Annotated in this window: 27 protein-coding genes; 12 read left to right on the top strand and 15 right to left on the bottom strand. The window is 67.8% G+C overall.

What is annotated here, in order from left to right; genetic code table 11:
* Positions 1–32: 32 nt before the first annotated feature.
* Together ACIBO2_RS10385 and ACIBO2_RS10390 are read right to left on the bottom strand one after the other, a co-directional pair.
* Positions 33–950 (bottom strand): SDR family NAD(P)-dependent oxidoreductase, encoded by a 918-nt coding sequence (locus ACIBO2_RS10385; RefSeq protein WP_358544081.1) that lies wholly within the window; start codon positions 948–950, stop codon positions 33–35.
* Between the two features lie 473 nt (positions 951–1,423).
* The gene (locus tag ACIBO2_RS10390) at positions 1,424–2,044 is read right to left on the bottom strand and encodes a TetR/AcrR family transcriptional regulator (protein WP_358544083.1); all 621 of its coding nucleotides are present in this window, start codon (positions 2,042–2,044) and stop codon (positions 1,424–1,426) included.
* Between the two features lie 109 nt (positions 2,045–2,153).
* On the opposite strand from ACIBO2_RS10390, the gene ACIBO2_RS10395 reads away from it, so the two are divergent.
* Complete coding sequence (locus ACIBO2_RS10395) at positions 2,154–2,450, top strand: DUF3817 domain-containing protein (RefSeq protein ID WP_357952409.1); 297 nt, start codon at positions 2,154–2,156, stop codon at positions 2,448–2,450.
* A 142-nt stretch (positions 2,451–2,592) separates the two neighbouring features.
* Here the strand turns inward: ACIBO2_RS10395 and ACIBO2_RS10400 are convergent, their stop codons facing one another.
* Positions 2,593–4,092 (bottom strand): serine/threonine-protein kinase, encoded by a 1,500-nt coding sequence (locus ACIBO2_RS10400; protein WP_358544084.1) that lies wholly within the window; start codon positions 4,090–4,092, stop codon positions 2,593–2,595.
* A 151-nt stretch (positions 4,093–4,243) separates the two neighbouring features.
* On the bottom strand, positions 4,244–4,621 hold the full coding sequence (locus ACIBO2_RS10405; protein WP_358544085.1) for a PPOX class F420-dependent oxidoreductase: 378 nt from the start codon (positions 4,619–4,621) through the stop codon (positions 4,244–4,246).
* Positions 4,622–4,722: 101 nt separating this feature from the next.
* Here ACIBO2_RS10405 and ACIBO2_RS10410 point away from each other — a divergent pair, with 101 nt between their 5' ends.
* Positions 4,723–5,175 (top strand): helix-turn-helix domain-containing protein, encoded by a 453-nt coding sequence (locus ACIBO2_RS10410; RefSeq protein WP_358544086.1) that lies wholly within the window; start codon positions 4,723–4,725, stop codon positions 5,173–5,175.
* Positions 5,176–5,201: 26 nt separating this feature from the next.
* Here the strand turns inward: ACIBO2_RS10410 and ACIBO2_RS10415 are convergent, their stop codons facing one another.
* Both ACIBO2_RS10415 and ACIBO2_RS10420 read right to left on the bottom strand, forming a co-directional pair.
* On the bottom strand, positions 5,202–6,260 hold the full coding sequence (locus ACIBO2_RS10415; RefSeq protein WP_397296398.1) for a D-2-hydroxyacid dehydrogenase: 1,059 nt from the start codon (positions 6,258–6,260) through the stop codon (positions 5,202–5,204).
* Positions 6,261–6,321: 61 nt separating this feature from the next.
* Complete coding sequence (locus tag ACIBO2_RS10420; protein WP_397296400.1) at positions 6,322–7,038, bottom strand: FadR/GntR family transcriptional regulator; 717 nt, start codon at positions 7,036–7,038, stop codon at positions 6,322–6,324.
* Between ACIBO2_RS10420 and ACIBO2_RS10425 the strand changes: the two genes are divergently transcribed.
* Positions 7,039–7,812, top strand: a complete 774-nt coding sequence (locus tag ACIBO2_RS10425; RefSeq protein ID WP_397296402.1) for a carbohydrate ABC transporter permease — start codon at positions 7,039–7,041, stop codon at positions 7,810–7,812.
* Positions 7,809–9,464 carry an alpha-amylase family glycosyl hydrolase gene (locus ACIBO2_RS10430; protein ID WP_397296404.1) on the top strand — a complete coding sequence of 552 codons (1,656 nt, stop codon included), beginning with the start codon at positions 7,809–7,811 and terminating at the stop codon, positions 9,462–9,464. Before ACIBO2_RS10425 ends, ACIBO2_RS10430 begins: the two co-directional genes overlap by 4 nt.
* Positions 9,465–9,512: 48 nt before the next feature.
* Here the strand turns inward: ACIBO2_RS10430 and ACIBO2_RS10435 are convergent, their stop codons facing one another.
* Positions 9,513–10,001: a hypothetical protein gene (locus ACIBO2_RS10435; protein ID WP_397296406.1), complete on the bottom strand. Its 489-nt coding sequence runs from the start codon at positions 9,999–10,001 to the stop codon at positions 9,513–9,515.
* Positions 10,002–10,228: 227 nt separating this feature from the next.
* The gene (locus ACIBO2_RS10440) at positions 10,229–10,666 is read right to left on the bottom strand and encodes a MarR family winged helix-turn-helix transcriptional regulator (protein ID WP_358544102.1); all 438 of its coding nucleotides are present in this window, start codon (positions 10,664–10,666) and stop codon (positions 10,229–10,231) included.
* A gap of 114 nt (positions 10,667–10,780) precedes the next feature.
* Here ACIBO2_RS10440 and ACIBO2_RS10445 point away from each other — a divergent pair, with 114 nt between their 5' ends.
* The gene (locus tag ACIBO2_RS10445) at positions 10,781–11,173 is read left to right on the top strand and encodes a glycerophosphodiester phosphodiesterase (RefSeq protein WP_397296408.1); all 393 of its coding nucleotides are present in this window, start codon (positions 10,781–10,783) and stop codon (positions 11,171–11,173) included.
* Positions 11,174–11,238: 65 nt separating this feature from the next.
* Here the strand turns inward: ACIBO2_RS10445 and ACIBO2_RS10450 are convergent, their stop codons facing one another.
* On the bottom strand, positions 11,239–11,541 hold the full coding sequence (locus tag ACIBO2_RS10450; protein ID WP_397296410.1) for a hypothetical protein: 303 nt from the start codon (positions 11,539–11,541) through the stop codon (positions 11,239–11,241).
* Positions 11,542–11,946: 405 nt separating this feature from the next.
* On the opposite strand from ACIBO2_RS10450, the gene ACIBO2_RS10455 reads away from it, so the two are divergent.
* Both ACIBO2_RS10455 and ACIBO2_RS10460 read left to right on the top strand, forming a co-directional pair.
* Complete coding sequence (locus tag ACIBO2_RS10455; protein ID WP_358544111.1) at positions 11,947–13,047, top strand: hypothetical protein; 1,101 nt, start codon at positions 11,947–11,949, stop codon at positions 13,045–13,047.
* A gap of 149 nt (positions 13,048–13,196) precedes the next feature.
* Positions 13,197–14,186, top strand: a complete 990-nt coding sequence (locus ACIBO2_RS10460) for a GNAT family N-acetyltransferase (protein WP_397296412.1) — start codon at positions 13,197–13,199, stop codon at positions 14,184–14,186.
* Here the strand turns inward: ACIBO2_RS10460 and ACIBO2_RS10465 are convergent.
* Positions 14,183–15,127, bottom strand: a complete 945-nt coding sequence (locus tag ACIBO2_RS10465) for a helix-turn-helix domain-containing protein (protein WP_358544117.1) — start codon at positions 15,125–15,127, stop codon at positions 14,183–14,185. The genes ACIBO2_RS10460 and ACIBO2_RS10465 overlap by 4 nt on opposite strands.
* A gap of 161 nt (positions 15,128–15,288) precedes the next feature.
* Between ACIBO2_RS10465 and ACIBO2_RS10470 the strand changes: the two genes are divergently transcribed.
* A complete protein-coding gene (locus ACIBO2_RS10470) occupies positions 15,289–15,729 on the top strand; it encodes a DUF6010 family protein (RefSeq protein WP_358544120.1) in 441 nt (146 codons plus the stop codon).
* On the opposite strand, the gene ACIBO2_RS10475 is transcribed toward ACIBO2_RS10470, so the two are convergent.
* Positions 15,726–16,493: a tetratricopeptide repeat protein gene (locus tag ACIBO2_RS10475; RefSeq protein ID WP_397296415.1), complete on the bottom strand. Its 768-nt coding sequence runs from the start codon at positions 16,491–16,493 to the stop codon at positions 15,726–15,728. The genes ACIBO2_RS10470 and ACIBO2_RS10475 overlap by 4 nt on opposite strands.
* Positions 16,387–17,277: a BTAD domain-containing putative transcriptional regulator gene (locus ACIBO2_RS10480; protein ID WP_358544471.1), complete on the bottom strand. Its 891-nt coding sequence runs from the start codon at positions 17,275–17,277 to the stop codon at positions 16,387–16,389. Before ACIBO2_RS10480 ends, ACIBO2_RS10475 begins: the two co-directional genes overlap by 107 nt.
* Positions 17,278–17,412: 135 nt before the next feature.
* On the opposite strand from ACIBO2_RS10480, the gene ACIBO2_RS10485 reads away from it, so the two are divergent.
* A complete protein-coding gene (locus ACIBO2_RS10485) occupies positions 17,413–18,204 on the top strand; it encodes an acetoacetate decarboxylase family protein (RefSeq protein WP_397296417.1) in 792 nt (263 codons plus the stop codon).
* A gap of 3 nt (positions 18,205–18,207) precedes the next feature.
* Here the strand turns inward: ACIBO2_RS10485 and ACIBO2_RS10490 are convergent, their stop codons facing one another.
* Both ACIBO2_RS10490 and ACIBO2_RS10495 read right to left on the bottom strand, forming a co-directional pair.
* Entirely contained in the window at positions 18,208–18,723 is a 516-nt protein-coding gene (locus ACIBO2_RS10490; protein ID WP_358544129.1) for an HAD domain-containing protein, read from the bottom strand.
* 110 nt (positions 18,724–18,833) lie between these two features.
* Positions 18,834–19,385, bottom strand: coding sequence for a helix-turn-helix domain-containing protein (locus tag ACIBO2_RS10495; protein WP_358544132.1), 552 nt, complete (start codon positions 19,383–19,385; stop codon positions 18,834–18,836).
* A 74-nt stretch (positions 19,386–19,459) separates the two neighbouring features.
* Here ACIBO2_RS10495 and ACIBO2_RS10500 point away from each other — a divergent pair, with 74 nt between their 5' ends.
* Positions 19,460–20,305 (top strand): alpha/beta fold hydrolase, encoded by an 846-nt coding sequence (locus tag ACIBO2_RS10500; protein WP_397296419.1) that lies wholly within the window; start codon positions 19,460–19,462, stop codon positions 20,303–20,305.
* On the opposite strand, the gene ACIBO2_RS10505 is transcribed toward ACIBO2_RS10500, so the two are convergent.
* Entirely contained in the window at positions 20,289–20,795 is a 507-nt protein-coding gene (locus tag ACIBO2_RS10505) for an ATP-binding protein (RefSeq protein ID WP_397296421.1), read from the bottom strand. The two genes, ACIBO2_RS10500 and ACIBO2_RS10505, sit on opposite strands and share 17 nt — an antisense overlap.
* A 201-nt stretch (positions 20,796–20,996) precedes the next feature.
* Here ACIBO2_RS10505 and ACIBO2_RS10510 point away from each other — a divergent pair, with 201 nt between their 5' ends.
* Both ACIBO2_RS10510 and ACIBO2_RS10515 read left to right on the top strand, forming a co-directional pair.
* Positions 20,997–21,818: a helix-turn-helix transcriptional regulator gene (locus tag ACIBO2_RS10510; protein WP_358544141.1), complete on the top strand. Its 822-nt coding sequence runs from the start codon at positions 20,997–20,999 to the stop codon at positions 21,816–21,818.
* Positions 21,809–22,030, top strand: a complete 222-nt coding sequence (locus ACIBO2_RS10515) for a DUF397 domain-containing protein (protein ID WP_358544144.1) — start codon at positions 21,809–21,811, stop codon at positions 22,028–22,030. Before ACIBO2_RS10510 ends, ACIBO2_RS10515 begins: the two co-directional genes overlap by 10 nt.
* Positions 22,031–22,087 lie beyond the last annotated feature (57 nt).

The raw sequence follows: 22,087 nt of genomic DNA on the forward strand, positions 1-22,087 counted from the left end.
TCGGCATGGACGGGCCTAAGGTGCTGATCGGCTCACTTCGGGATCTGGGCCATGAAGAGCGATGGCGGCAGGCCGTCGGCCTTGGGGCGGAACGACTTCGCGACCTTGTCCGCGAGGTCCTGGAGGTCCCACGGGCCGTCCGAGGCGACAGTCTCGACGACCTCGGGCGTGTTCCACAGCCTGACCTCGTACCCGGCGGCGCCGAGCGTACGCCCCGACAGCCAGTCCGACTCGGTGCCGGCGATGTAGGTGACGATCGGCCCGATGTTGTCCGGCGACATGACCTCCGCGAGGCGGGAATCGTCGCCGAGCTTCTTGTCGTCCGGGACGGTCGCGGTCAGGCGGGTGGCCGCGCCGGGGGCGATGGCGTTCGCGGTCACGCCGTACCGGGCCAGGCCGTTGGCGAGCGAGGCGGTCAGGCCGATGATGCCCATCTTCGCGGCGGCGTAGTTGGGCTGGCCCGGGGAGCCCTGGAGCGCCGAGTCCGAGGTGAAGTTGATGACGCGATAGTGGCCGTCCGGGTTGCGCTGGCCGCGCCAGTACGCGGCCGCGGGCTTGATCGTGCTGTAGTGGCCGCGCAGGTGCACCCGGATGACGGCGTCCCAGTCCTCCTCGGGCAGATTGAAGATCATTTTGTCGCGGAGGATGCCGGCGACGTTGACGACGATGTCGAGCCCGCCGTAGTTCTCCACGGCCAGGTCGACCAGGCGCCGGCCGGTCGCGGTCTCGGCGATGTCGCCGGTGTCGGCAACGGCCTGGCCGCCGAGGTCGTTGATCTCCTCGGCGACGTCCTGTACGGGACCGGCGTCGCCGCCCGTGCCGTCCGGGCCGGCGCCGAGGTCGTTGAGCACGAGCTTCGCGCCCTGGGCGGCGAACATCCGGCCGATGGACGCGCCGATGCCGCGGCCCGCGCCGGTGATGATGGCGATCCTGCCGTCAAGAGCTCCCATGGAATGCCCTTCATGTGTGCGCAGCGGTGTTCAGGACTGTTCAGTAGGGATCGGTTCCGTCAGGTGGGGGGCCGTACCTTGCTGGTCGGCTGCAGATCGCCGGACGCTAGATCGCCGGACGCTAGATCGCCGGACGCTAGACCGCCCGACGCTAGACCGCCCGACGCGTTCGGGCAGCCTTGGGATGACGGCCGCCACGAGGGTGAGCATCATGGAGACGACCATGCCGCCGAAAGCCAGCACCGCGACGATCCGGCCGGGGCTGCTCGCGTTCGTGAGAGTCACGGGCTGGGGGCCATGTCTGTGCTCCTTCCGGGAGGCCGCGTCAGGGCCATATCCGTGAGCCGATCAAGCCGTTGGCGCGCTGATCCGCACGCTAATACAGACGAACTTGGTCTGTAAATAGCCGCCCGGCAAGTGACCGACCAAGGACAAGCCAGACGCCCCGGAACCGGTCCTGCGTCCGCGACGGATCAGACGTCTTGGGCCGCTGACCGGTAGCCGACGGCCGACAGCACGAAGTCGACGGTCTCCTCGGCGAACTTCTCCTTGCGCTTGATCAGCGCGGGCATCTGGCTGGCCGGTGTCGACAGAACGTGGTTGGTCAGAATGCCCGCGACCGCGTCCAGCACCCGAGCCGGGGACGTCCCCGCCGGAAGCTCGCCTCGGTCGATGCCGCTCACCACGATGGCGCGGCCCTCCCTGATGCGCTCTCGCTGGAGCCGCTCCAGCGCATGACCGAACAGCTCCGGATAGACCTTGGCCTCGATCTGCGCCCGCAGGATGACCAGACCCCGGCGGTCGAAGTAGCCGTCGAGGATGTTCACCGCCATGACGACCAGGTCCTCCCGCAGCAGCCCCGACCGTTTCGGGGCATTCGGGTCAGGGTCGGGGTGCATGGCCGTCAGCGCGTCGACGATCAGCTTCTCTTTGCTGCCCCACCTGCTGTAGAGGGCCGCCTTCCCCACGCGCGCCCGCCGCGCCACCACGTCCAGGCTGAACCCCGCCCAGCCCACCTCGCCGTACAGGTCGAGCGCCGCGGCATGGACCCGCGCTTCGAGGTCCGGGTCCGGCGGGCGACCTCGTCCACTCATGGACTCAGTGTGCCAGACGATCATGCACCCCAGAACAACCCTCGGTCGCCGCTCGCCATCCTCTACAGCCTGTAGAGTATCCGCGTCATTTCGGGCGAAAGGGTGAGAAATGCTGGGTTGGTTCCGGGTCGTGGCGGTGGCCGAGGCATGCTCGTGGGCAGGGCTGCTGGTCGGGATGTTCTTCAAGTACGTGACCGCGACCGGCGAACTCGGTGTGAAGGTGTTCGGGCCGATCCACGGAGCGCTGTTCGTGCTGTACGTGATCGGAGTCCTGCTCTCGGCGCGCGAGGCGGGCTGGAGCCGGGGCGCGGTGGTGCTGGGCCTGGCGTGCGCGGTCCCGCCGTTCTGCTCCCTGTGGTTCGAACGGCGGATGGCGGCGCGCGCGACGGCCGACCAGCCCGCCTAGCCGACCAGCCCGTCTAACTGAAGCCACCGGGGATGCCGTTCGCGCCGACAGCGGTCACGGTCGGCGCGCCACCGCCGGGCGGCGAGGTGGTGGCGCGCGAGCCGGGCGAACGTGCGCCACGCCGAACGCCGTCCGCGCCGGGCTACAACGCCTGGACCAGGGCCACGATCACCGAGGTCAGCGCGATCGGTCCCATCACGGCCACCGACACCACGGTCGCGGTGCGGCCGGGCAGGAAGCGGTCGAGGATGTGCGAGGCGGCCCACCGTACCGGCCCCGAGCCGGGCAGCACGAACAGCCCCAGCGTGAACGCGCCGGCGGCCAAGGATTCCGCGTGGCCGACGCTCAACCGGCCGGCCATGTGCAGGAAAGTCGCGGCGGCGATGCCGAACGCCAGCGACAGGAGCAGGTGACCCCCCGCCACGAGCGCCTCCCTGGACCACGTCCGCTCGGTCTCGCCCAAGAAGTATTCGGCCACGCGCAACGCCAGCGTGAGCGCCGCCGCCAGCAGCCCCATGGCGACCGGCGTGACGACGGTCAACGCCATCAGCGTCACGACCGCGAGCACCCCGACGAACCCGCTACTGGCCAAGAACCGCTGGAGGTCGAACGGCTCCTTGGGGGCCGGGGCCGGGCGGCGCTCCTCCGGCTGATCGGTGTGGACGGTCGGCGCCGGGGCGGGTACGTACGCCGGCTGCTCCTGGCGCCTCGCGGCGTAGTCGACCGGCGGGAGCAGGTCGGAGACGGCGTCCATGGTGAGCGTGCCGTCTCCGCGCCCCTTGGCCTCACCCAGGCGGCTCGCCGGCGTACGATCTCCGTGCCATTCGGCCCGAGCCGGGCGGCCCGCCGGATCGAGCGCCCTGGCCATCCGCTGCAGTTCCCGCGCGCTGGGCCGGGCCGCCGGATCGACCTGCAGCGCCCGGCCGAGCCAGTCCCGCAGCCACATCGGCGCCTTGTCGAGCTGCACCCGCCCTTCCATGGTGTTGAAGCAGACCGTCTCGAACGCCCCCGTCCCGAACGGCGGCAGCCCCGTGGCGGCGAAGAACACCGTCGAGGCGAGCGCGTGCACGTCGGCCGCCTGGGTGATCTGGGAGTCGCGGATGATCTCGGGCGCGAGATAGCCCGGCGTCCCCACGAACATGCCCGTCAGCGTGAGCCGGGTCGCGTTCACCAGATGCGCGATGCCGAAGTCGATGACCAGCGGCTCGCCGCCGACCAGCATGACGTTGGACGGCTTGAGATCCCGATGGATCACACCGGCCGCGTGCACGTCCACCAGCGCCTGGCACAGCCCCTGGGCGAGCCTGATGACCTCGCGCGCCTCCATCGGGCCCTGGGACAGCACGGCGTCCTCCAGCGTGCGGCCCGCGGCGAAACGGGTCACCACATACGGCCGGCCGCCCGCCAGCTCGGCGTCGATCACCTCGGCGACGTACGGGCTGCGCACCCGCTGCATGGTCTCCACCTCGCGGACCAGCCGGTCACGGGCCTTGAGGTCGGCGGCCACATGCTGGTGCAGCACCTTGATCGCGACTTTGCGGCCCGCGCCGTCGAGACCGAGATGGACGACCCCCATACCGCCTTCGCCGATCTTCTCGATCATCCGATAAGGGCCGAGCTGCTCCTGAGCCTGAGTGCCCATTCCCGACGTCATCCTCCGTGATCCCCCCTGGCACGCCGCGCATCTATACGCCCTGGCTCGGACATTCTGCCTCAGCGATTTCCCCGAGATGCACAGTAAGCGAAGATCGATGCTCCTCTTCACGAAGCAGGACGACGTGCGGCAGGGCGTCTCAGCCCATGCTCTGCCGATCGGGCTCGATGAGCGCGACGACCCGCTCCACATCGCGCGTGTAGGGGCCGCCGATGTACTTCGTCGAGATCCGGTCGACGATCTCCCAGGCAGCGTCGCCCTCGATCCACTCGACGACCCTGCCGCGGACGAGGACCGGCTGGAACGGGTTGTCGGGCGGCGTCAGGGAGAGTGCGACCCGGGGGTCGCGCCGCAGGTTGCGGGCCTTCTGGGAGCCCGGGCCTGTCATGATCGCGACTTGGTCGCCGTACGTGCCGACCCAGACCGGAACGGAGTGGGGAGCGCCGTCGGGCAGGACGGTGGCGAGGTGGGCGAGCGAGGTGCCGTCGAGCACGCGGCGTACGTCGGGCTTGAGCATGGTGACCATCTCCTGGCGGCAGTCTTTGAGTTCCTTGAAGAGACTCCATGACCGTAACACTCTAAGTTCCCTAAGGGAACCCCAATTGCTAGACTCCGCTCATGCAACGCACGAACTTCAGGGAGATGGCCTGCTCCATCGCACGCACCCTCGACGTGATCGGGGAGCCGTGGTCGCCGTTGATCCTGCGTGACGTGTGGGCCGGGGTGAGCAGGTTCGACCAGATCCAGGTCGACCTCGGGATCTCCCGCAAGGTGCTGACCGAGCGGCTCAACCACCTCGTCGACCAGGGCGTGCTGGAGCGCCACGCCTACGACATGCGGCCGCGCTACGAGTACCGCCTGACGGCGAAGGGCGGCGAGCTCGTCGACCTGCTCATGGTCATGGCCGGCTGGGGGGACAAGTGGCTCGCGGGCGAGGCCGGCCCGCCGGTGCTCTACCGCCATCACGCGTGCGGTGAGATCAGCAGGGTCGACCTGCGCTGCGCCCACTGCGGCGAGCCGATGCACGCGGGCGACGTCGACCTGCTGCCCGGCCCCGGCGCGGCCGGGTGACCGACTTCTTCCAGGAAGCCGGCAGGTCAATAGAACTCGACCGTGTCGACGACGTTCACGAGCGGATGCCCGTCGAGCAGCCGCGTGGCATTGTCGGCGAACAGCTCGACGACGGCCGTCTCCTCGTCGACGGCGAGGGCCGCGGTATGCGGGCTGATCAGGACGTTCGGCATGGTCCAGAGCGGGCTCTCGGCGGGCAGCGGCTCGACCTCGAACACATCGAGGGCGGCGAAACCGATCCGTCCGTCCTCCAGCGCCGCGATGAGCGCCGATTCGTCGACCACGGTGCCTCGGCCCACATTCACGAGTGTGGCACCGGGTTTGACCCGGGCGAGCAGTCGTTCGTCGACGATTCCTTTCGTCAGATCGGTGCCCGGCAGCGCGCACACGATCGCGTCCATGTCTCCGATCACCTCGGTCAGTTCATCGACGCTGACAAATCTGTCGACATCGGGGTGCTTGGCGTCGGCGTGGCGCGAGGTGGCCGTAACGCTCATGCCCAGCGCGGAAAGAGATCGAGCGACGGCCCGGCCGATCCCGCCGAAGCCAAGAATCAACACCTTTTGCCGGGAGATCTGCCGAGACATCCACCGTTCGCTCCAGTGGCGCCGGCTTTTCAATTGCAGCAGCCGGGGAAGGTCTTTGGCACCACTGAGAATGCCCAGCACCACGAACTCCGACAGCGGCGACCCATGCACGCCGGCGGAGGTGGTGAAGGTGACCCTCTCGAGGTGCGACGGGCTCAGTCCGGCCCTCCCGACCTGCTGCCCACCGCCGGCCGAGGTCGCGTGCACCCAGCGAAGACGTGGGTTCGACCGCACCGCCCGGCCCAGCGCCGCCGCATCGACGTCAGGGATCCCGAGCAGCGCGTCGGCTGAATCGAGGAGGGCTTCGAATTCCGCCTGCTGTTCAGGGGTACGCCGAAATTCGGGGTCGCCGGAGAAATCCGCCCGGTGCCGTGTGGGGGGAAGCAGTGAAAGATCATTGAGCAGCGTCACGCGGGGTTCGCGCTCTACGATGCGCTGGTAGGACTCCTCATGAAGAGGATTGGCAACAACTACTCGAAGGCGTTTCTGGCCGGGCAAAAGTCGTTCCTCGTTCAGTTTTTCTTTATCATTAAATTTTCGTCATCACTGATTTCGCGGGTCAGCTCTCGACAAAGAGCCGCTGCGCACGCTGCCAAGCCTCTACGGAAGTCGCCATGTGCACCTTCATCGCGTGCCGCGCCTGATCAGGGTCGCGTTGTTCGATCGCGCGCAGGATCTCCGTGTGCTCCTCCAGCGCCAGTGAGATCGCGCCAGGAAGACGATCAGTAAGCTGACGCGCGTTCAGGAGCAGATCACCCACGCCTTCGAGCACGTTGCGGAACGCCACGTTGTGACTGGCGACCGCCAGCGCCGCGTGAAAGGCGACATCGGCGCGGTAGGCGCCGTGGCCGTCCCGGTGGGCGCGCTCGTAGTCCTGCAGGGCGAGGCCGATCGCTTCAAGGTCGGCGGGTGTCGCCTCGGTCGCCGCACGCTCGGCGATCGCCGTCTCCAGCACTCGCCGCAGTTCATAGATGTCCCCAACGACCTCTCCTGCCAGTAATGCCGAGATGGCCGCGGACTCGACGGCCTCGTCCACCGGTACGGAGGTCACCCTCGCCCCGACGCGTGGGCGGACATCGAGGTACCCCATGGTCACGAGCGACTGAACCGCCTCCCGGACGGTGTTGCGGCCAACCCCATAGGCCGCCATGAGCTCCTTCTCGTTCGGCACCTTCGAGCCCGGTGGCAGCTGACCGCTCTTGATCTTGAACAGGAGATCGTCGGCGATCGAGGCCGACAGGTTCCTCCTGGTCGCCTTGACACGAGGTTCGATCATGTGCTCTCGCTCGTGCCGCTCTATTGGCTCATCAACACCTCGTTGAAGGCAGGGCCCGATCTCTCCACGGCGAGTCTCACCCCGCCGCACCCCACTCTCGGGAACTACCTGGCGATTCTCGGCGACAGCCATTTCCTGGGCGCCCTGGTCAATTCCGTCATCGTGGCGTCGACGACGACCATCCTCGCGCTCGCCGTCGCGTCGTTCGCCGCCTATCCCCTTGCCCGGCTCAGGATGCGCGGCAAGTTCCTCATCCTGAGCATCGTGCTCTCGGTGACAACTTTCCCCGGCATCGCGATCGCCGCGCCGATGTTCGCCCTGTGGAACGATCTGGGGCTCTACAACACGCTCGTCGGGCTGATCATCCCCTACCTGACGTTCACGCTGCCACTGTCGATCTACACCCTCGTGTCCTTCTTCAAAGAGATCCCCGTGGAACTCGAAGAGGCGGCCTACATCGACGGCACCTCTCCTTTCCAGGCGTACTACAAGGTCATCCTGCCGCTCGCCGCGCCCGGCATCGCCACCGTGGGAATCCTCGCCTTCATCTTCTCCTGGAACGAGTTCCTGCTCGCGGCCACGCTCACCTACAGCCCCGAGGCGCGTACAGTTCCGGTCGCCATCGCGTTCTTCACGGGCGCGAGCGAGTACGAGCAGCCGCTCGGCACGATCAGCGCCGCGTCCGTGATCATCTCCATCCCGCTCGTCCTCCTGGTGCTGGTCTTCCAGAAGAAGATCGTCTCCGGCCTCACCGCGGGGGCGGTGAAGGGATGACCACCCGGGAACCAGGACAGTGGTGGCGCGAAGGGGCCTTCTACCAGGTGTACGTGCCGTCTTTCCAGGATGGCGACGGCGACGGGTTCGGCGATCTGCGGGGCGTGGAGCGGCGCCTCGACTACATCGCGGCACTCGGCGTGACCGCGATCTGGCTGAGCCTGATCTACGCTTCGCCGCTGCTGGACTTCGGCTACGACGTGTCCGGATACACCGAGGTCGGGGCGGTGTTCGGCGATCTGGCGACCTTCGAGCGGATCGTTCGGGGGGCGCACGATCGAGGGCTGCGTGTCGTACTCGACTACGTGCCCCAGCACACCTCCAGCGAGCATCCATGGTTCCGTGACGCCCTGTCGAGTCGCGACAGCGCGCACCGGGACTGGTATCTCTGGCACGACCCGAAGCCGGACGGCGGCCCGCCCAACAACTGGGCCTCCGCGTTCGGCGGCTCCTCCTGGACCTTCCACGAGCCGACCGGACAGTATTACTACCACGCGCATCTGCCGGAGCAGCCGAGCCTGAGCTGGCGCAACCCGGACGTCAAACACGCGATGTTCGACGTGATGAGATTCTGGCTCGACCGTGGGGTCGACGGGTTCCGCGTGGACGCGGTGTGGCGGCTCATCAAGGACGTGCGACTTCGCGACAATCCGATGGATGACGGCAGCGAGTCGTTCGAGATCGGCGGCGCGGCGGCCCACACGACGGTGCGGCAGATTCAGAAGTACACCGCCGACCAACCCGAACTCCCGGGCCTCCTCACGGAGATGCACACGGTCACCGAGGACTATGCCGACCGGATGCTGATGGGTGAGCTCCATCTCAAACTCGAACGCGTCGCCGCGCTCGGGTCGCGAGGACTGGACATCGCGATGAACTTCTCCCTCATCGACACCCCCTGGAACGGCGTCGACCTGGCGGAACTCATTCAGCGCTATTACGCCGCGCTCCCGGCCGGCTCGCACCCCAACTGGGTGCTGAGCAATCACGACCGCTCTCGTCTGGCCAGTCGAATCGGAACGGAACGCGTACCCGGCGCACTGACCCTGCTGCTCACCCTCAAGGGAACGCCGACGCTCTATTACGGCGACGAACTCGGCCTCCCCGACTCCCCCGTCGACAGCGGGCACGCCCGCGACTGCGCCGAACTACGCGCGCCCGGTCTCGGCCTCGGCCGTGACCCGCAGCGGATGCCCATGCCGTGGCAGGAGAAGCCGGCGCACGCCGGATTCGGTCCCGATGACGTCGAGACTTGGCTGCCCATACCTTCGTGGGCGGGAGAGTTCAGCGTCGAGAGCCAGGAATTCGACCCCGGCTCGGTCCTCTCCCTCGTCAAAGGACTCCTGACGCTCCGAAAAGAGCTGGCCGTACTGCGCGAAGGCGGTATCACCGTGTTGTCCGCCCACCCGGACCATCTCGTCTATCGCCGCGGTGACGGCGAAGACGCGGTTCTCGTGGCGGTGAATCTTTCCGACCGTGACCAGAGAATCGCGCTTCCTGATGCCAGGAGCACGCTTTGGTCATCGCACGCGACCGTCGACGAGCGAGACCGGCCGACCGACGCGGTCACCCTCGCGCCTTTCGAGGCACGGCTCCTTACTGGGTTCTTCGCCTCCGCCGTACAACCAGCAGTCCACCGACGCCCGGAATGACGGCGCGCCAGCGGACGCCCGACGGGAAGGCGGCCGTACGCGGGAAGGTCATGCCGTGGCCGAGCCGGGACGGACGATCATCAGCACGACGACGGTCGCCCAAAGCAGGTTGTAGATCCCGGCGAGCATGGAGAGCTTGCGCAGCCGCTCGCCGCCGTCAGGGGTGGCGAGCGCGTCGCGTTGCCGCGGGTAGATCTGCAGGGCCAGCAGGCCGCCCGCCACCGCGGTGAGGATCATGGAGACGGTGATCCAGATCTCACCGATCCGGCCCTGCACGAGGGCCGCGGCGATCCCGACCACCGGCACGACGATGCCGAAGAGGCCGTAGCCCCGGGTGATTCGGTGCAGCGCGACGGCCACGGCCCGATTCCGCTCGGTCTCGGTTGAGACCTGCGTCGGCGCGTCGCCGACCGCCGAACCCACGCCGACGTCGGCGGTAACGGGTGCGTAGCGGGGAAACAGGCTGGCCGCGATGGCCGATCCGCCGACGAACACGATGCCGGCGAGTACATGTATCGACAGCAACAGACCTTCCATGGATACTCCCTCATAGCCTTCAGGTAGCCTGAAGGCTAGCACGGAAGCTTCAGGCAGACTGAAGGTTGTTTGGGCGGGATGTGCCCCAAAGTCGCGCGACCAGTCAGCGCGAACAGTCAGTCAGCGGCGCTCGAAGGAGCTAGCGACGCCGCGCCAGGAGCGCCAGTTGGTGGAGTAGGCCCCGAAGCTGTTAGCGACCCTCGATGCGGCCAGCGGCCTCGAAGCGGTCAGCGGGGTTCGAAGGCGGCGCGGACCGCGTCGGCGATCTGCCGCTGGATGGGGTCGGACTCGGGGCCGAACAGGTGCTCATCGACTCCGGCCACCGCCTCTTTGGCCGCCTCGAGGAGGCGCGCACCGTCAGGCGTGAGCTCGATCGTCGAGGCGGAACCGGCGCGGGCGACACTGTCACTCACGAGCCCGGCGGCGGCCAGCGCCTTCACCGCGCTGTGGGCGCTCTGCACCGTGGTCCCCGACATCCGCGCCAGATCGCTGAACGACACCCCGGGCACACCGGCGATGTGACCCAGCAGCCCGAGCTTGCTGACCGTGAGGTCGAGCGCGGCCAGAGCGGCGTTGAGCTCGGCCTCGATCCGGCGCGCCAGAGTCAGCAGCACGACGGAGACACTGGTCACGGGCGGACCGGGACGGCCGTTCTCGGTGGTCATCCCTCCAGTTTCCCGCACCCTGGAAGGCCGTATCGACGCAGTAGGGCTCGCGCACCTGGTCAAGCGCTACCGTGCGAACGACTTGAGCGCCAGGTCGAGCCGCGCCTCCCCCTGGTGGCGCTGACGAACATCGACTTCCTGCAGACCGGCAAGCCCGGCGCCTCCCCGTGGCTGGGCGGGATCGACATCGACGACTTCGGCGGCGACCCGCTCAGGGCCGTCAAGTCGTTCGGCGCCGGCGCGTTCTCGCCCGTGCACGGCACCCCGCAGAACGGCAAGGCGACCGATCCCGGCTACCAGGCCTACGTCACCCGGGAGATGGTCGACCAGGCGCACCGCCTCGGCCTCAAGGTGATCCCGTGGACGATCGACGACGAGGCCACCATCAACAAGCTCATCGACGACGGCGTCGACGGCATCATCACCGACTACCCCGACCGCCTGCGCACCGTGCTGGAGACGCGCGGCTTCACACTGCCGAGGCAGTACGCCGAGCCACGCGCCTGACCGTGCTCATCGTGCGTGGCTCGCTCTCACCAAGCCTGGCCCAGTGTGCCACGCGCGCCACTCCGTCAGTCTTCGCCGTGATAGGCGCGCAGTTCGCGGCGCGCCTGGCGGCGGCTACGGCGGCGTCCTTCGCGCCGGAAGAAGTACCACTCCCGGCCCCCGCCGCCACCACCGCAGTCGAACCAGTAGCGGTCGCTGGCACGCCAGTAACAGCCGCTCGTACGGTGGCTCAGGGACGCGCTGGCGGCGGTGATCTCGTCGGGGAGCGTGCATGGCCCGAACCGATGATCATGGATGGGCAGACAGGTCACCATCGGCTCGTCGGCGATCCGCACCCACCAGGGCCGGGTCTTGTCGGTCTTGCTCATACGGTCACCTTTCGGCTCCGTGACACCCCGGGATGGGGCTGTCATGAGACCGGATGCACCGTGATCACCTCCGACTTGACGCACGCAATATCAGGGCATAAAGCGACATTGACCCTGATTCCAACATCACCCCGAAGACTAGCCAACAGGACGTCTCAGCGGCGGCGGGCGAGACTGTTGATGGCGACATGGACCGATCTTCGAGGCCCCCGCCCCCAGGCGAACCTTTCTCGGACGCCCGGCGTCGTACCCCTTGTGGATCTTGCCAGGCGTCGTGTCGCGGCCGCAGCTGTCGCCCTGTTGTTAGCCTCAGGCGTCGCTGACCGGCCGATGGCGCCCCTGTTGCCGATACCCGTACAGGCGGCGACTTCGGCGGAGGAGATCGCTGAGCGGCTGCGGAGCCGCTTGGATGACGACGTCGACCGCCGCCTCGAGGACATGGGCCTCACCGTCGCCGTTCCCGCCGGGATGAACCTGGACTTCCCCCTTCTGTTTTCCTGCTGGCCGGAGCACGGCCTCGACGCGCTGCCCCCCGAGGGGGTTCCGGCCTACACCGGCCTGCTTCGTGTTCCGGAGGTGTCCTCGGCGCTGGACGTCAGGTTCTGGATCACTTCGCCCGGCACTGCGAGCCGCCTGGTCCGGGAGGCCCGTCGCGGCGCGGAGGACTGCGCCCGCCAGCCCCAATCCGATTATTCGGGCAGTGATCTGGCGGACTTCGATCGCTGGGGATGGCACGGAGTGCGGGCCAGGGTCAACGAAGAGGAGTACACGAAAGATGGCGACCCGGACATCATGTCGACGATCGTGGCCGCCAGAGGAGGGCTGCTGGCCGAGGTGTCATGGAGAACGATGGACCCGCTCCTGCTCCCGCTCGGCCCGGAAACCGGGGCAGTGTCCGTGTTGGCCGCTGTAGGCGGCGACCCCGACAGCCCCGCCCCGGCCGGCACCTCCCCAAGATCGGCCTTGAGCGCCATGGCTGCGGCGTTGCCCGCGCCGTCCGCGTACGGCAAGAACATGAAGTCGTGGCAGACCTTCGATCCCGAGCACGACACCGTCTGCCCGTCCGCCGGTTTCGACCAGAACGTGTACGGTGGCGCTCCCACGATCAGGCGCCGCCTGGCCGGCGAGGTATCCATCCGTACGGACGTGCTGCTCCTGCCCGACGAGCAGGCCGCCGAACAGGCGCGCACCCGCCCGCTCGGCTGGGGCGACTGGGTCAATTGCGAGGACGACGACAAGTCGCACGTGAGTGGCAGTCACCTGGTCAGACCCCTCACCTCAGGACCCTGGACCGGCGAGATCGAGACCTTCGTCATACGACGTCGCGACCTGTCGTCCCGGTCGGCCCATCACCTGGTCGCGAATGTCTCGGTGGCCGTGCGTCATGGCACCACCATGGTCTATCTCCGATGGCAGGGACCAGCCGGAACCGATCGGACCGCTGCCCTACGCAGGGGTCGCGCCGCGCTCACCCGGACGCTCGCTCTCCTGCCGGCCGCCGATTGAATCAGTCCGGCGACGTTCACCGATGACAGGCGGCCCAGGATCTTCGGGGCGGCAGGCCAGGCAGCCTGGCCGACAGGAATCTCAGCGGCGGCGGGCGGGGCCGGTTCTGTAGGTTGATGGCGACATGGACCGGCCTTTGGGGAGGCTCAGTGCGAGATGGGCAGTGGATGATCCAGCCGATCGATTTCGACCAGCCGGGTGATCTGGTCACGGGCCTGTACGACGCGTTCGTGGCCGGCAACGGCGACGACCACGGCCCCGTACCGTCCCTGCCCTGGTTCTCCTACGTCGTCACTACGGGCGGAGCGGGCGGGCGGTCCGAGGCGTGGGTGGCGGCCGAGGGCGGCAAGGTGGTCGGCGGGTACGCGCTGGCGCTGCCCGAAGACGACAACACCCACGTGGGCCGGCTGTTCACCCTCGTGGTGCGGCCGGAGCGGCGCGGGCGGGGCCTGGGCTCGGCGCTGTTCGAGCATGCCCTTGAGCGGCTGCGTGCCCACGGTCGGACGCTGGTCCTGACCGCGACGCCCGACACCGGGTCGGGCGCCCGCTTCGCCGCCGCGCGCGGGATGACGCTCTCGCTCACGGAGGCCCGCCGCACGCTCGACCTGCGTACGGCCGACTGGGCAGCGCTGGAGCGGATGCGGCCCGAGGTGGACGGCTACCGCCTGGAGCGCTGGGTCGGCCCGGCCGGCCCCGAGTTGCTGCAGGACCTGGCCACGCTGATGGACGGCATGAACGACGCCCCGCGCGACGCGGACATCGAGGCCGCGAACTTCTCCGTCGACCGCGTGCGCTCCCGCGAGCAGGCCCTTCCGGTCATCGGCCGCACTCCGTACACCATGATCGCCAGGCGCACGTCCGACGGCGCCCCCGCCGGCTACACGCGCATCCTGGTCGACGAGGACCGCTCCGACAGCTGGGGCTATCAGGGGGACACGACCGTGCTGCGCGAGCACCGGGGCCACCGCCTGGGCCTGCTTCTCAAGATCGGCAACCTGCTCTGGCTGCACGAGCGGGAGCCCCACATCGAGCGCGTCATCACGTGGAACGCCGTCTCCAACGCCCACATGCTGGACATCAACGAGGCCATGGGATTCGAGTTCTTCGACGAGCAGAGAGAGTGGCGTTTAGAGATCTAAGCGCTCCGGAAGGAGGCGCGATAGGCGTGCGGGGTGACGCCGACGACGCGCTTGAACCGCTCCCGAAAGGCGGTGGGCGAACCGAACCCGGCCTGCGTCGCGATGCGCTCGACGCCGTGGTCGGTGGTCTCCAGCAGGAACTGCGCCCGGCGTACCCGGGCTCGTAGGAGCCACTGCAGCGGAGTGGTGCCGGTCTGCTCCCGGAAGCGGCGGCTGAAGGTCCGCTCGCTGAGCCCGCCGCGCCTGGCCATCTCCGCCAGGGTCACCTCCCGGGCGAGGTTGTCCTCGATCCACGACAGGACGGGCTCCAGCAGCGAGCCCTGGGGCACCGGCGGCTGAGCGTGCGTGATGAACTGCGCCTGTCCGCCCTCTCGTTCCAGCGGCATCACCGACAGCCGAGCCGAGTCGGCGGCGATCGCCGAGCCGAAGTCCCGCCGGATGAGGTGCAGGCACAGGTCCAGGCCGGCCGCGGCGCCGGCCGAGGTCAGGATCTGGCCGTTGTCGACGTACAGCACGTCCGGCCGTACATCCACCCGCGGAAACAGTTCGGCCAGCCGGTGGGCCGCGATCCAGTGCGTGGTCGCGCGCAGCCCGTCGAGCAGCCCGGCCGCGCCGAGGATGAACGCCCCCGCGCAGATGGAGGCGATCCTGGTTCCCGCGGCCGCCGCCGCGCGCAGGGCGTCGAGTGCTTCCCGGTCCGGCGGGGCTGCCTGTTCCGAGCAGCCCGGCACGACGATCGTGTCCGCCTCCCGCAGCGCCTCCAGCCCGTACGGGGCGAGGAGTGTGAACGTGTCGCTGGCCACCCGCGGCGTCGCCGCGCAGACCAGGACCCGGTACGGGCGGCTCCCGTCCGCCAGCCGGGCCCGCCCGAACACCTCGATCGGGGTCGCCATGTCGGCCGCCACCACATGGTCCAGCGCCAGGACCGCCACCGTGTGCATAGGGACACGGTAGGTCGCGCTGGTCAACGGCCCGGCGGCGGATGGCGGGAACCCGTTGGAAATTGTCGATTCAGCCCATGGGGCCGATGGGGCGAGCCGATCTAGCCTGGCGCTGCTTTCGACTTCAACTCGCATGTTCGCAGAACGGATCACCACTCTTCATGTCCATCCTCATGCCGATCCTGATCGGTCTGATCGCCGTCTCCGTCATCTCCCTGATTCCCGAGCCGCACCGGCGCCGCGCGAATGCCGTGGCGGTCGCCGGTGCGGGCGCCGCCTATCTCAGCGGTGGCGGGCTCGGTTACTGGGAGTTCGTGCTGCCGGTCGTCATGTCGTACGTCGCCTATCGGGGGCTGGAAAGCTGGCGGTTCATCGGCATCGGCTGGCTGCTCCACACCGCCTGGGACGTGCTGCACCATCTCCAGGGCAGCCCCCTGCTCCCCTTCGCCGCGGACTCCTCCTTCGGCTGCGCCATCTGCGACCCCGTGATAGCGCTATGGTGCTTCGCGGGTGGGCCTGCGGTCTTCGGCTGGCTCCGCACCCGCCTGTCCCGCCGTCGGCCTGCGGCTCCGCTCGCCTCCCCCGACGGGCAACCTCATTAGAGCTCTCCGCGGGCGAGGTCGATCATGTGGCGCGCACGCGCGGGCCAGGTCGGATGTCCGTGCCTGTTCATGAGGTCGTGGCAGCGTACGAAGTAATCCGCCGCCGGTTGCCGCTCCCCGCGTTCAAGGCTGAGTTCGCCAAGGAAATAGGCGGACAGCGCCTCGCCGTACATGTCGCCGGCCTTCGCCGACATGGCCGACAGCTGCTCCATGGTGCTCACCGCGTCGGCGTGTCTTCCGACGGCGTGATAGACCTCGCCCAGCCTGCGTAGCACATAGCGTTCGCCCGGACCCCAGCCCAGGTCATGAGTGAGGTCGAGGCAGTCCTGGTAACGAGCGATGGCTGCTTGCGGGGCGTCCTGGCGAAAGAGGGTGATTCCCGTGATCAGGGTGCGGAGGAACTGCATGACGGGTTCGCGGCACTGCGGGTTCTGGGCAAGCAGTAATGCCTGCCGGAAGATGCGAATGACTTCCTGATGATCCTGCGGCTGTGCTCCGCATATGGCGATCAGACCGTCGAGCAGATTGTCGATGCCGTCAGCGGACTTGAACCGCGAGAGGACTTCCCGGATGCTGGTTCGCGTTCGTTGATCGGGTTCTGCTGCCAAGAGATCGCAGGCGACCAGGCCGGTGAGCGCGTAGGCAGCCGAATGGGCATCATCCCCCCAGTCGAAGTGGTCGAACGCTGTTTGGAACATGGTCCGCGCCGGCTCGAAGCGCCGCCGCTCCAGCTCGATGTCGGCCAGGGCGAGGTGCGCGAGCATGGCCGTGCCGTGGACGCGTGCTCGCTGGGCGATGTTCCGCAGGATCCTCGACGATCACGGTGTCGGCCAGGATGTCGGCCTGGAGTCGCTGAAGCTGCCGGCCGGGCTCGATGCCGAGCTGATCAACAAGCGCCGCGCGGGCGCGCCGATAAGCGTCCAGGGCCGCATCACGTTGCCCGGCCTGCGAAAGGGCCAGCATGAGCAGACGCCACGCATGTTCGCTCAGTGGCTGCTCGGCCACGAAGGCGCAGAGATCTTCGACCACCTCCGCCGACCGGCCCAGGCCGAGCTTCATCTCGGCCCAGCGCAGCCGTACAGCTGCGCGCCGCTCTTCCACCTGGGTGGCACGGGCGAGCGCCGGTCCCGCGAGCTCGGTCCCTTCGGCCAGCTTCCCGCGCCATAAAGAGAGCGCTCGCTCGTACTGATGGACCGCGCCCCAGACGTTTCCCTGGGCATGCTCGGCCTCGGCCAGCCGTACCGTCTGTTCGAAGGCGAGCAGGTCCACCTCCTCGGGAGTCGCCTCGAAGAGGTATCCCGCTGCTCTGGTGATAAGCCGGGTGCCTGGCGGGAGGGCTCGGCGCAACTGGGCGATGTAGGTCTGCAGGTTGGAAACGGCCGAGGCGGGAGGAACCTCCCACAGCGCCGCCATCAACCGTTGCTTGGAGACCAGGACGTTGACATGGAGCAGCAGGCTGGCCAGCACGGCGCGCTGCTTGCCGCTCAACGAGGCTTCCCGCCCATCTGACCAGCGCACTCCCACCGGTCCCAGGATCGTGAAGGTCACCTCGCCCAAGTCCGGCTCCCGCCTGTGCTGACTTCATGGTGCATATGTGGCACCAGGGCCCATTGTTGGTCACGAGCCGCTCGCGGTCGAGGCTCACTGTGAAATGAAGCGCATCGTCCCTTTTGGAGGCATTCCATGCTGCACGGCTACACCCTTCCCCTCTCCCCGCGCGGCGAGGCCAACCTGGTTGGCGCACCCCCTTGGCACTATGCGGGTGACGTGATCGGGGTGGAGTTCTGGACCACCTCCGAAGCCGCGGCCGCCACGTTACCCCCGGGCTTGAGCCCGGATCCGTCCGCGTCCGGACATGCCACCGCCATGTTCATCGACTGGCAGTTCTCCGCCGCCGGCCAGGACTACCTCGATCCGGTACGCAGCCAGTACCGCGAGTTCATGGTCCTCATCGACGCCATGTGGCAGGAAACGCCCGTCGCCTGGTGCCCGTACATCTACGTCGACAACGACGCCGCTCTGGCCCGCGGGTGGATCCAGGGCTTCCCCAAGAAGCTCGGAGCCGTACACCAGACCAGAGCCTTCTCCGCGCAGGGCCCAGCCACGCCGCAGGTCGGCCCGGGCGGCCGGTTCGCCGCCACCGCATCGGCCGCCGGCCAGCGCATCGCCGAGGCCCTGGTCACCTTGGACCAGTCCGTCCCCGACGCGACGGCGTTGCTGTCCCGGCCCACCGTCAACCTGCGCCACTTTCCCCAACTCAGCGCTGGCCGGCACGACAAGCCCGCCGTACACGAGTTGGTGATGGCCGTCTTTGACGACATCCGAATCGACACCGCCTGGATCGGTGCGGGGGAATTGTCCTTCTTCCCCGCACGTGGTGAGGAATTGGCGGCGCTCGCTCCGGTACGCACCGGGATGGGATTCCGCGCGTCCCTGTCCTACACGGTCAACGACCTGCACGTTCTCGACAGCTGAGTTTCACGAGTTGCTGGACGTCTCCCGAAGCCAGGCGTCGAGTATGGCGAAGTCCTCATGGGTGAGACCGTTCGCGGAGTCGACGCGGTGAAGAAGAGCCGGTCCGCGATGGTGTCTGGCAACCCATATCCGGTCGAGGTCGGTGATCTCATCGTCGACCCAGACAAACGGGCGGCTGGCTGCCGCCTCGACGAGAGCCTGCGTCTTCCAGTGCAGCACACCAGGGTCGTCTTCCTCAGGGGCGTCCGGGAGGTCGGCCACCGGGAGCTCCGGCAGGCCGAGAAGCGGAGCGATCACCTCGTTGGCGTCGTGCATCCACGCGGTGGCCCAGACGAGCTCGCAGGACAGCGCCAGCAGCCGCGGGCCGTGCGCGGGATCGATCTTCGCCAACTGCGGATTGGCCGCGTCCTGCCATGCCGCCCACTCATCGAGGGCTGACGGGAGCCGTCCACCGCCATAGGGCAGGAGCGTCCCGTCGACGTCCAGGAACAGCAGTGGGCGCTGGACATGATCGGTCATGGCGGCACGATATCGGCCGGATCGCCATCGAGGGGGGTGTCGTGCGCACACGTCGCGTGCTTTAGGTCGCGTGCTTTAGGTCGCGTGCTTTGTGTCGGGAGCGACTGTGGCTAACGACCGGCTTCAGGCGCGGGCGGCTGCTCGGCAGGGAACAAGATCGCGCTGAGCAGGTACGGCGTGCGGCCTGGCGTGGGTGCGTTGACCAGCCGGTCGCGCAGCACCACGAGCAGGTCGGCCAGCATGTCAGCGAGCTCGTCCGGGCTCAGCCAGACGGTGCCCTGCCGGTAGGAGACCGAGTCGGCCTCCGGGCTGGCGCCGTCGCGGTCCAGGTAGGCGTTGAACTCGGCGATCAGGACGGCCATGGCCGCGGCGAATCCCCGGCGGTGGTCGTCGAGCGACATCGTGGCGGCCTCGTCGGCGCCGATCCTGGGCCGGTCCTGACGCAGCCGGTAGCGGCGCTCGACGGCGCCGCGTACCCGCTGCTCGCCGTCCACTTCCAGGAACCCTCCCTCGGTCAGCTGGGCGACCTGCCGGTACATCGTGATCTTCGGCACCTCGGGCATGCGGGCGCACATCTGCGCGATCGTCAGCGCGCCCACTGCGGACAGGGCGTGCACGATGCGCAGCCGCACTGGGTGCAACAACTGCTCGACAGGATCCATGGCTCAACGATTTCATATGAGATACCGTTATCAAAAATGAAAACGTTGCGCTCGAAGGACTCGAAGGAGGAGCCATGCGAGACGCCCCTGGACAGCTGGTGCCCGTCAACGGCCGGACCGTCTATGTCGAGGAGTCCGGCCAGGGACAGGACTGGGTGGTCTTCGAGGCGGGCAGCGGATGCGGCCGGACCTTCTGGGACCCGGTGCTGCCACCATTGACCGACAAGGCGCGACTGGTGGCCTACGACCGCGCCGGGCGCGCGCTCAGCGGCCCTACCACCCAGCAGCTCAGCATCGATGACCTGGCCGCCGACCTGATCGCGATGACCGAGGCCGTCGTCCCGGGCGAGTTCGTGCTCGCCGCGCACAGCATGGGCGGGCTGGTCGCCCGCCGCGCCGCCGAGCGCCTGGGATCGCGGCTGCGAGGGCTCCTGCTGGTCGACCCCACACCGGAGACCTCGCCGGTGTACGACATGTGGGACCAGACCACCAAGAAGATCGACCGCATGCTGGCCGTGACGCAGACGCTCAGCCGCTTCCGCCCCCTGGCGCGGCTGTTCAGCGGCAATGTCCGGCCCTTGTTCTCCGCCGACACCTACCAGGCCATGCTCGCCGAGAACTTCACCCCCGCCGGGACCGCTCAGACCCGCAAGGAGATGCAGGCGGTGGCCGCCGCCATCCCGCGGTTCCGCGCCCGCCCGCCCCAGCTCCCGAAATGCCCGACGATCGTGCTGTCGGCGGCGCGCGCCGCCAAAGGGCGGGAGCGCCAGAACGCCGCCATCCGCGAGCACCAGCGGCGGTACGCCGAGACCCTGCCCGACGGGCGCCACGAAGTCGTCGACTCGGCACACTTCATCCAGGCCGAGCAACCGCACCTCGTCGCCGACCGGATAGGCCGGCTGCTCAGCCGTGGCTCCTGATCACCCGCCCGCTTGCCTGATCGACGATCTGCCCTGGCGCGTCCAGGCACGCCATGCTCGCCGCGATAGGGTCCAGCTCAAACCATACGGTCCGGCCGAACAAGTGCCTTCTGACGCCCCATCTCGTCGCCACGGCCGCCAAGATCTGGAGCCCTCGCCCGCCGGTCTCGTTCGCGTCGTCGCTGCGGAGCCGTGGCCCCGACCACCAGCCCTGGTCCCTGACCTCAACACGGATCCGGCCGCCGCTGCCGCGCCACATGCGGACGCGAAAAGCTCCATTTCTCCAGCGGCCGGAAATAGTATGCCTTATTGCGTTGGTGGCGATTTCGGTAACTAGAAGTCGTACGTTATCCAGAAGATTTGCATCGTCAGCGGCTTCAGGCAGCTCCCCGACCAGCCAGGTTACGGCATAAATCCGTACATCGCTGACGACCTCGGGGCGCCCGGGAAACCGCATGTCGCCGACGAGCCGCATGCCGACTTCTGTCATATTTACCACCCATTTCCCACCCGTCGCAGTTTGGCGCATGCCACCATCGCTCGCGCCGGGACTCTGTTATGCGATTTGACAGCACCCAGCTTCCGGTTGCCACTTCAAACAGTGCATGCAACGAGCTACATTGTGTTGGGAAACAATCCCTCCTGGCATCAAACCAGAAGAGCTGGAACAGTCGCGGCCACAGGGGTATCGATGCCAGCACCCAAAGAGCTCGACCCAACCACCGGCCCAATGGCACGTTTCGGTGCCGATCTACGGAAATACCGATACGCGGCTAAATGGACTCAGGCGCAGCTCGCCGAGCGTATCGGCTACAGCAAGAGTCGTATTGGCAACGTAGAACGCGGAGACGAGAAGCCCACGCGCGAACTGATCGAGCTCTGCGAAAAGGCGCTGGGGCTGGACGGCGCGCTGCTGACGCACTGGCCGGCCATCAGCGGCGACCGGATACCCCAGTGGTATCGGCAGTGGCCACCGATCGAGCGGAAGGCGGATCAAATCATCAGCGTTGCCCCATTGATCGTGCCGGGACTGGCACAGACCGAGGAGTACGCTCGCGCGATCTTCACCGGGGAGCCACAAACGACACCGGAGCAGGTAGAGGAAGCCATCCAAGCCCGATTGGAACGGCAAACTATCTTCAACCGGCCCATTCCTCCCCAATACCTCGCGGTCGTGGACGAAGGCATCCTGTATCGTCCAATTGGCGACGGCTCTGTGACCCGCCGCCAGCTGGAACATCTGATCGCCATGGCCGAGAACAACTGGTTCAGCGTCCAACTCGTCCCATACGAAGCTCTGTGCACGGCAGCTCTGGTGGGGCCGGTCGTTCTCGCCCAGGAGAATGGAGTGACGATCGCTGCGTATGTCGAATCCGCCCTCCACGGTCACGTCATCGACAAACCCACCGAGATCAAGCGACTGGTGGATCGGCTCGAATGCATACGCAAGGCGGCACTTCCCGAGTACCTGCCAATGCAGCGGATCAAGGGGAGAGTGGCAGCATGGAGTTGAGCGAGAAGATCGGGCGAGAGATCGCGAGCCCCACAGGATGGATCACCGCGTCAAGCGGCCAGGGCGGCGAATGCCTGGAGGCCAAGCATCTGTCCGACGGCCGCGTCGCCCTGCGTGACACTGAGCAACCAGACGCCGAGCCCTGGGTGGTCCGTCGGGCCGTCTGGGACAAGTTCGTAGCAGGCGCGAAGAACGGAATCTTCGACTTCTAGCGCCATCAACCATGCGGCCCCCGACAAATCCATCGGGGGCCGCACACGTTGGTCGAA

The sequence above is a fragment of the Nonomuraea sp. NPDC050022 genome (genome assembly GCF_044460705.1).
In the GTDB taxonomy this organism is placed as follows: Bacteria; Actinomycetota; Actinomycetes; order Streptosporangiales; family Streptosporangiaceae; genus Nonomuraea.

Coding starts and splice junctions, on each gene's coding strand:
- ACIBO2_RS10410 (WP_358544086.1), top strand. CDS start 4,723: ATGCAACGCACGAACTTCAGGGAGATGGCCTGCTCCATCGCACGCACC.
- ACIBO2_RS10395 (WP_357952409.1), top strand. CDS start 2,154: ATGCTGGGTTGGTTCCGGGTCGTGGCGGTGGCCGAGGCATGCTCGTGG.
- ACIBO2_RS10465 (WP_358544117.1), bottom strand. CDS start 15,127: ATGCACACGGTGGCGGTCCTGGCGCTGGACCATGTGGTGGCGGCCGAC.
- ACIBO2_RS10400 (WP_358544084.1), bottom strand. CDS start 4,092: ATGGGCACTCAGGCTCAGGAGCAGCTCGGCCCTTATCGGATGATCGAG.
- ACIBO2_RS10430 (WP_397296404.1), top strand. CDS start 7,809: ATGACCACCCGGGAACCAGGACAGTGGTGGCGCGAAGGGGCCTTCTAC.
- ACIBO2_RS10450 (WP_397296410.1), bottom strand. CDS start 11,541: ATGAGCAAGACCGACAAGACCCGGCCCTGGTGGGTGCGGATCGCCGAC.
- ACIBO2_RS10440 (WP_358544102.1), bottom strand. CDS start 10,666: ATGACCACCGAGAACGGCCGTCCCGGTCCGCCCGTGACCAGTGTCTCC.
- ACIBO2_RS10385 (WP_358544081.1), bottom strand. CDS start 950: ATGGGAGCTCTTGACGGCAGGATCGCCATCATCACCGGCGCGGGCCGC.
- ACIBO2_RS10515 (WP_358544144.1), top strand. CDS start 21,809: ATGGAGTTGAGCGAGAAGATCGGGCGAGAGATCGCGAGCCCCACAGGA.
- ACIBO2_RS10420 (WP_397296400.1), bottom strand. CDS start 7,038: ATGATCGAACCTCGTGTCAAGGCGACCAGGAGGAACCTGTCGGCCTCG.
- ACIBO2_RS10500 (WP_397296419.1), top strand. CDS start 19,460: ATGCGAGACGCCCCTGGACAGCTGGTGCCCGTCAACGGCCGGACCGTC.
- ACIBO2_RS10435 (WP_397296406.1), bottom strand. CDS start 10,001: ATGGAAGGTCTGTTGCTGTCGATACATGTACTCGCCGGCATCGTGTTC.
- ACIBO2_RS10405 (WP_358544085.1), bottom strand. CDS start 4,621: ATGCTCAAGCCCGACGTACGCCGCGTGCTCGACGGCACCTCGCTCGCC.
- ACIBO2_RS10390 (WP_358544083.1), bottom strand. CDS start 2,044: ATGAGTGGACGAGGTCGCCCGCCGGACCCGGACCTCGAAGCGCGGGTC.
- ACIBO2_RS10475 (WP_397296415.1), bottom strand. CDS start 16,493: ATGCTCGCGCACCTCGCCCTGGCCGACATCGAGCTGGAGCGGCGGCGC.
- ACIBO2_RS10490 (WP_358544129.1), bottom strand. CDS start 18,723: ATGACCGATCATGTCCAGCGCCCACTGCTGTTCCTGGACGTCGACGGG.
- ACIBO2_RS10485 (WP_397296417.1), top strand. CDS start 17,413: ATGCTGCACGGCTACACCCTTCCCCTCTCCCCGCGCGGCGAGGCCAAC.
- ACIBO2_RS10495 (WP_358544132.1), bottom strand. CDS start 19,385: ATGGATCCTGTCGAGCAGTTGTTGCACCCAGTGCGGCTGCGCATCGTG.
- ACIBO2_RS10470 (WP_358544120.1), top strand. CDS start 15,289: ATGTCCATCCTCATGCCGATCCTGATCGGTCTGATCGCCGTCTCCGTC.
- ACIBO2_RS10510 (WP_358544141.1), top strand. CDS start 20,997: ATGCCAGCACCCAAAGAGCTCGACCCAACCACCGGCCCAATGGCACGT.
- ACIBO2_RS10505 (WP_397296421.1), bottom strand. CDS start 20,795: ATGACAGAAGTCGGCATGCGGCTCGTCGGCGACATGCGGTTTCCCGGG.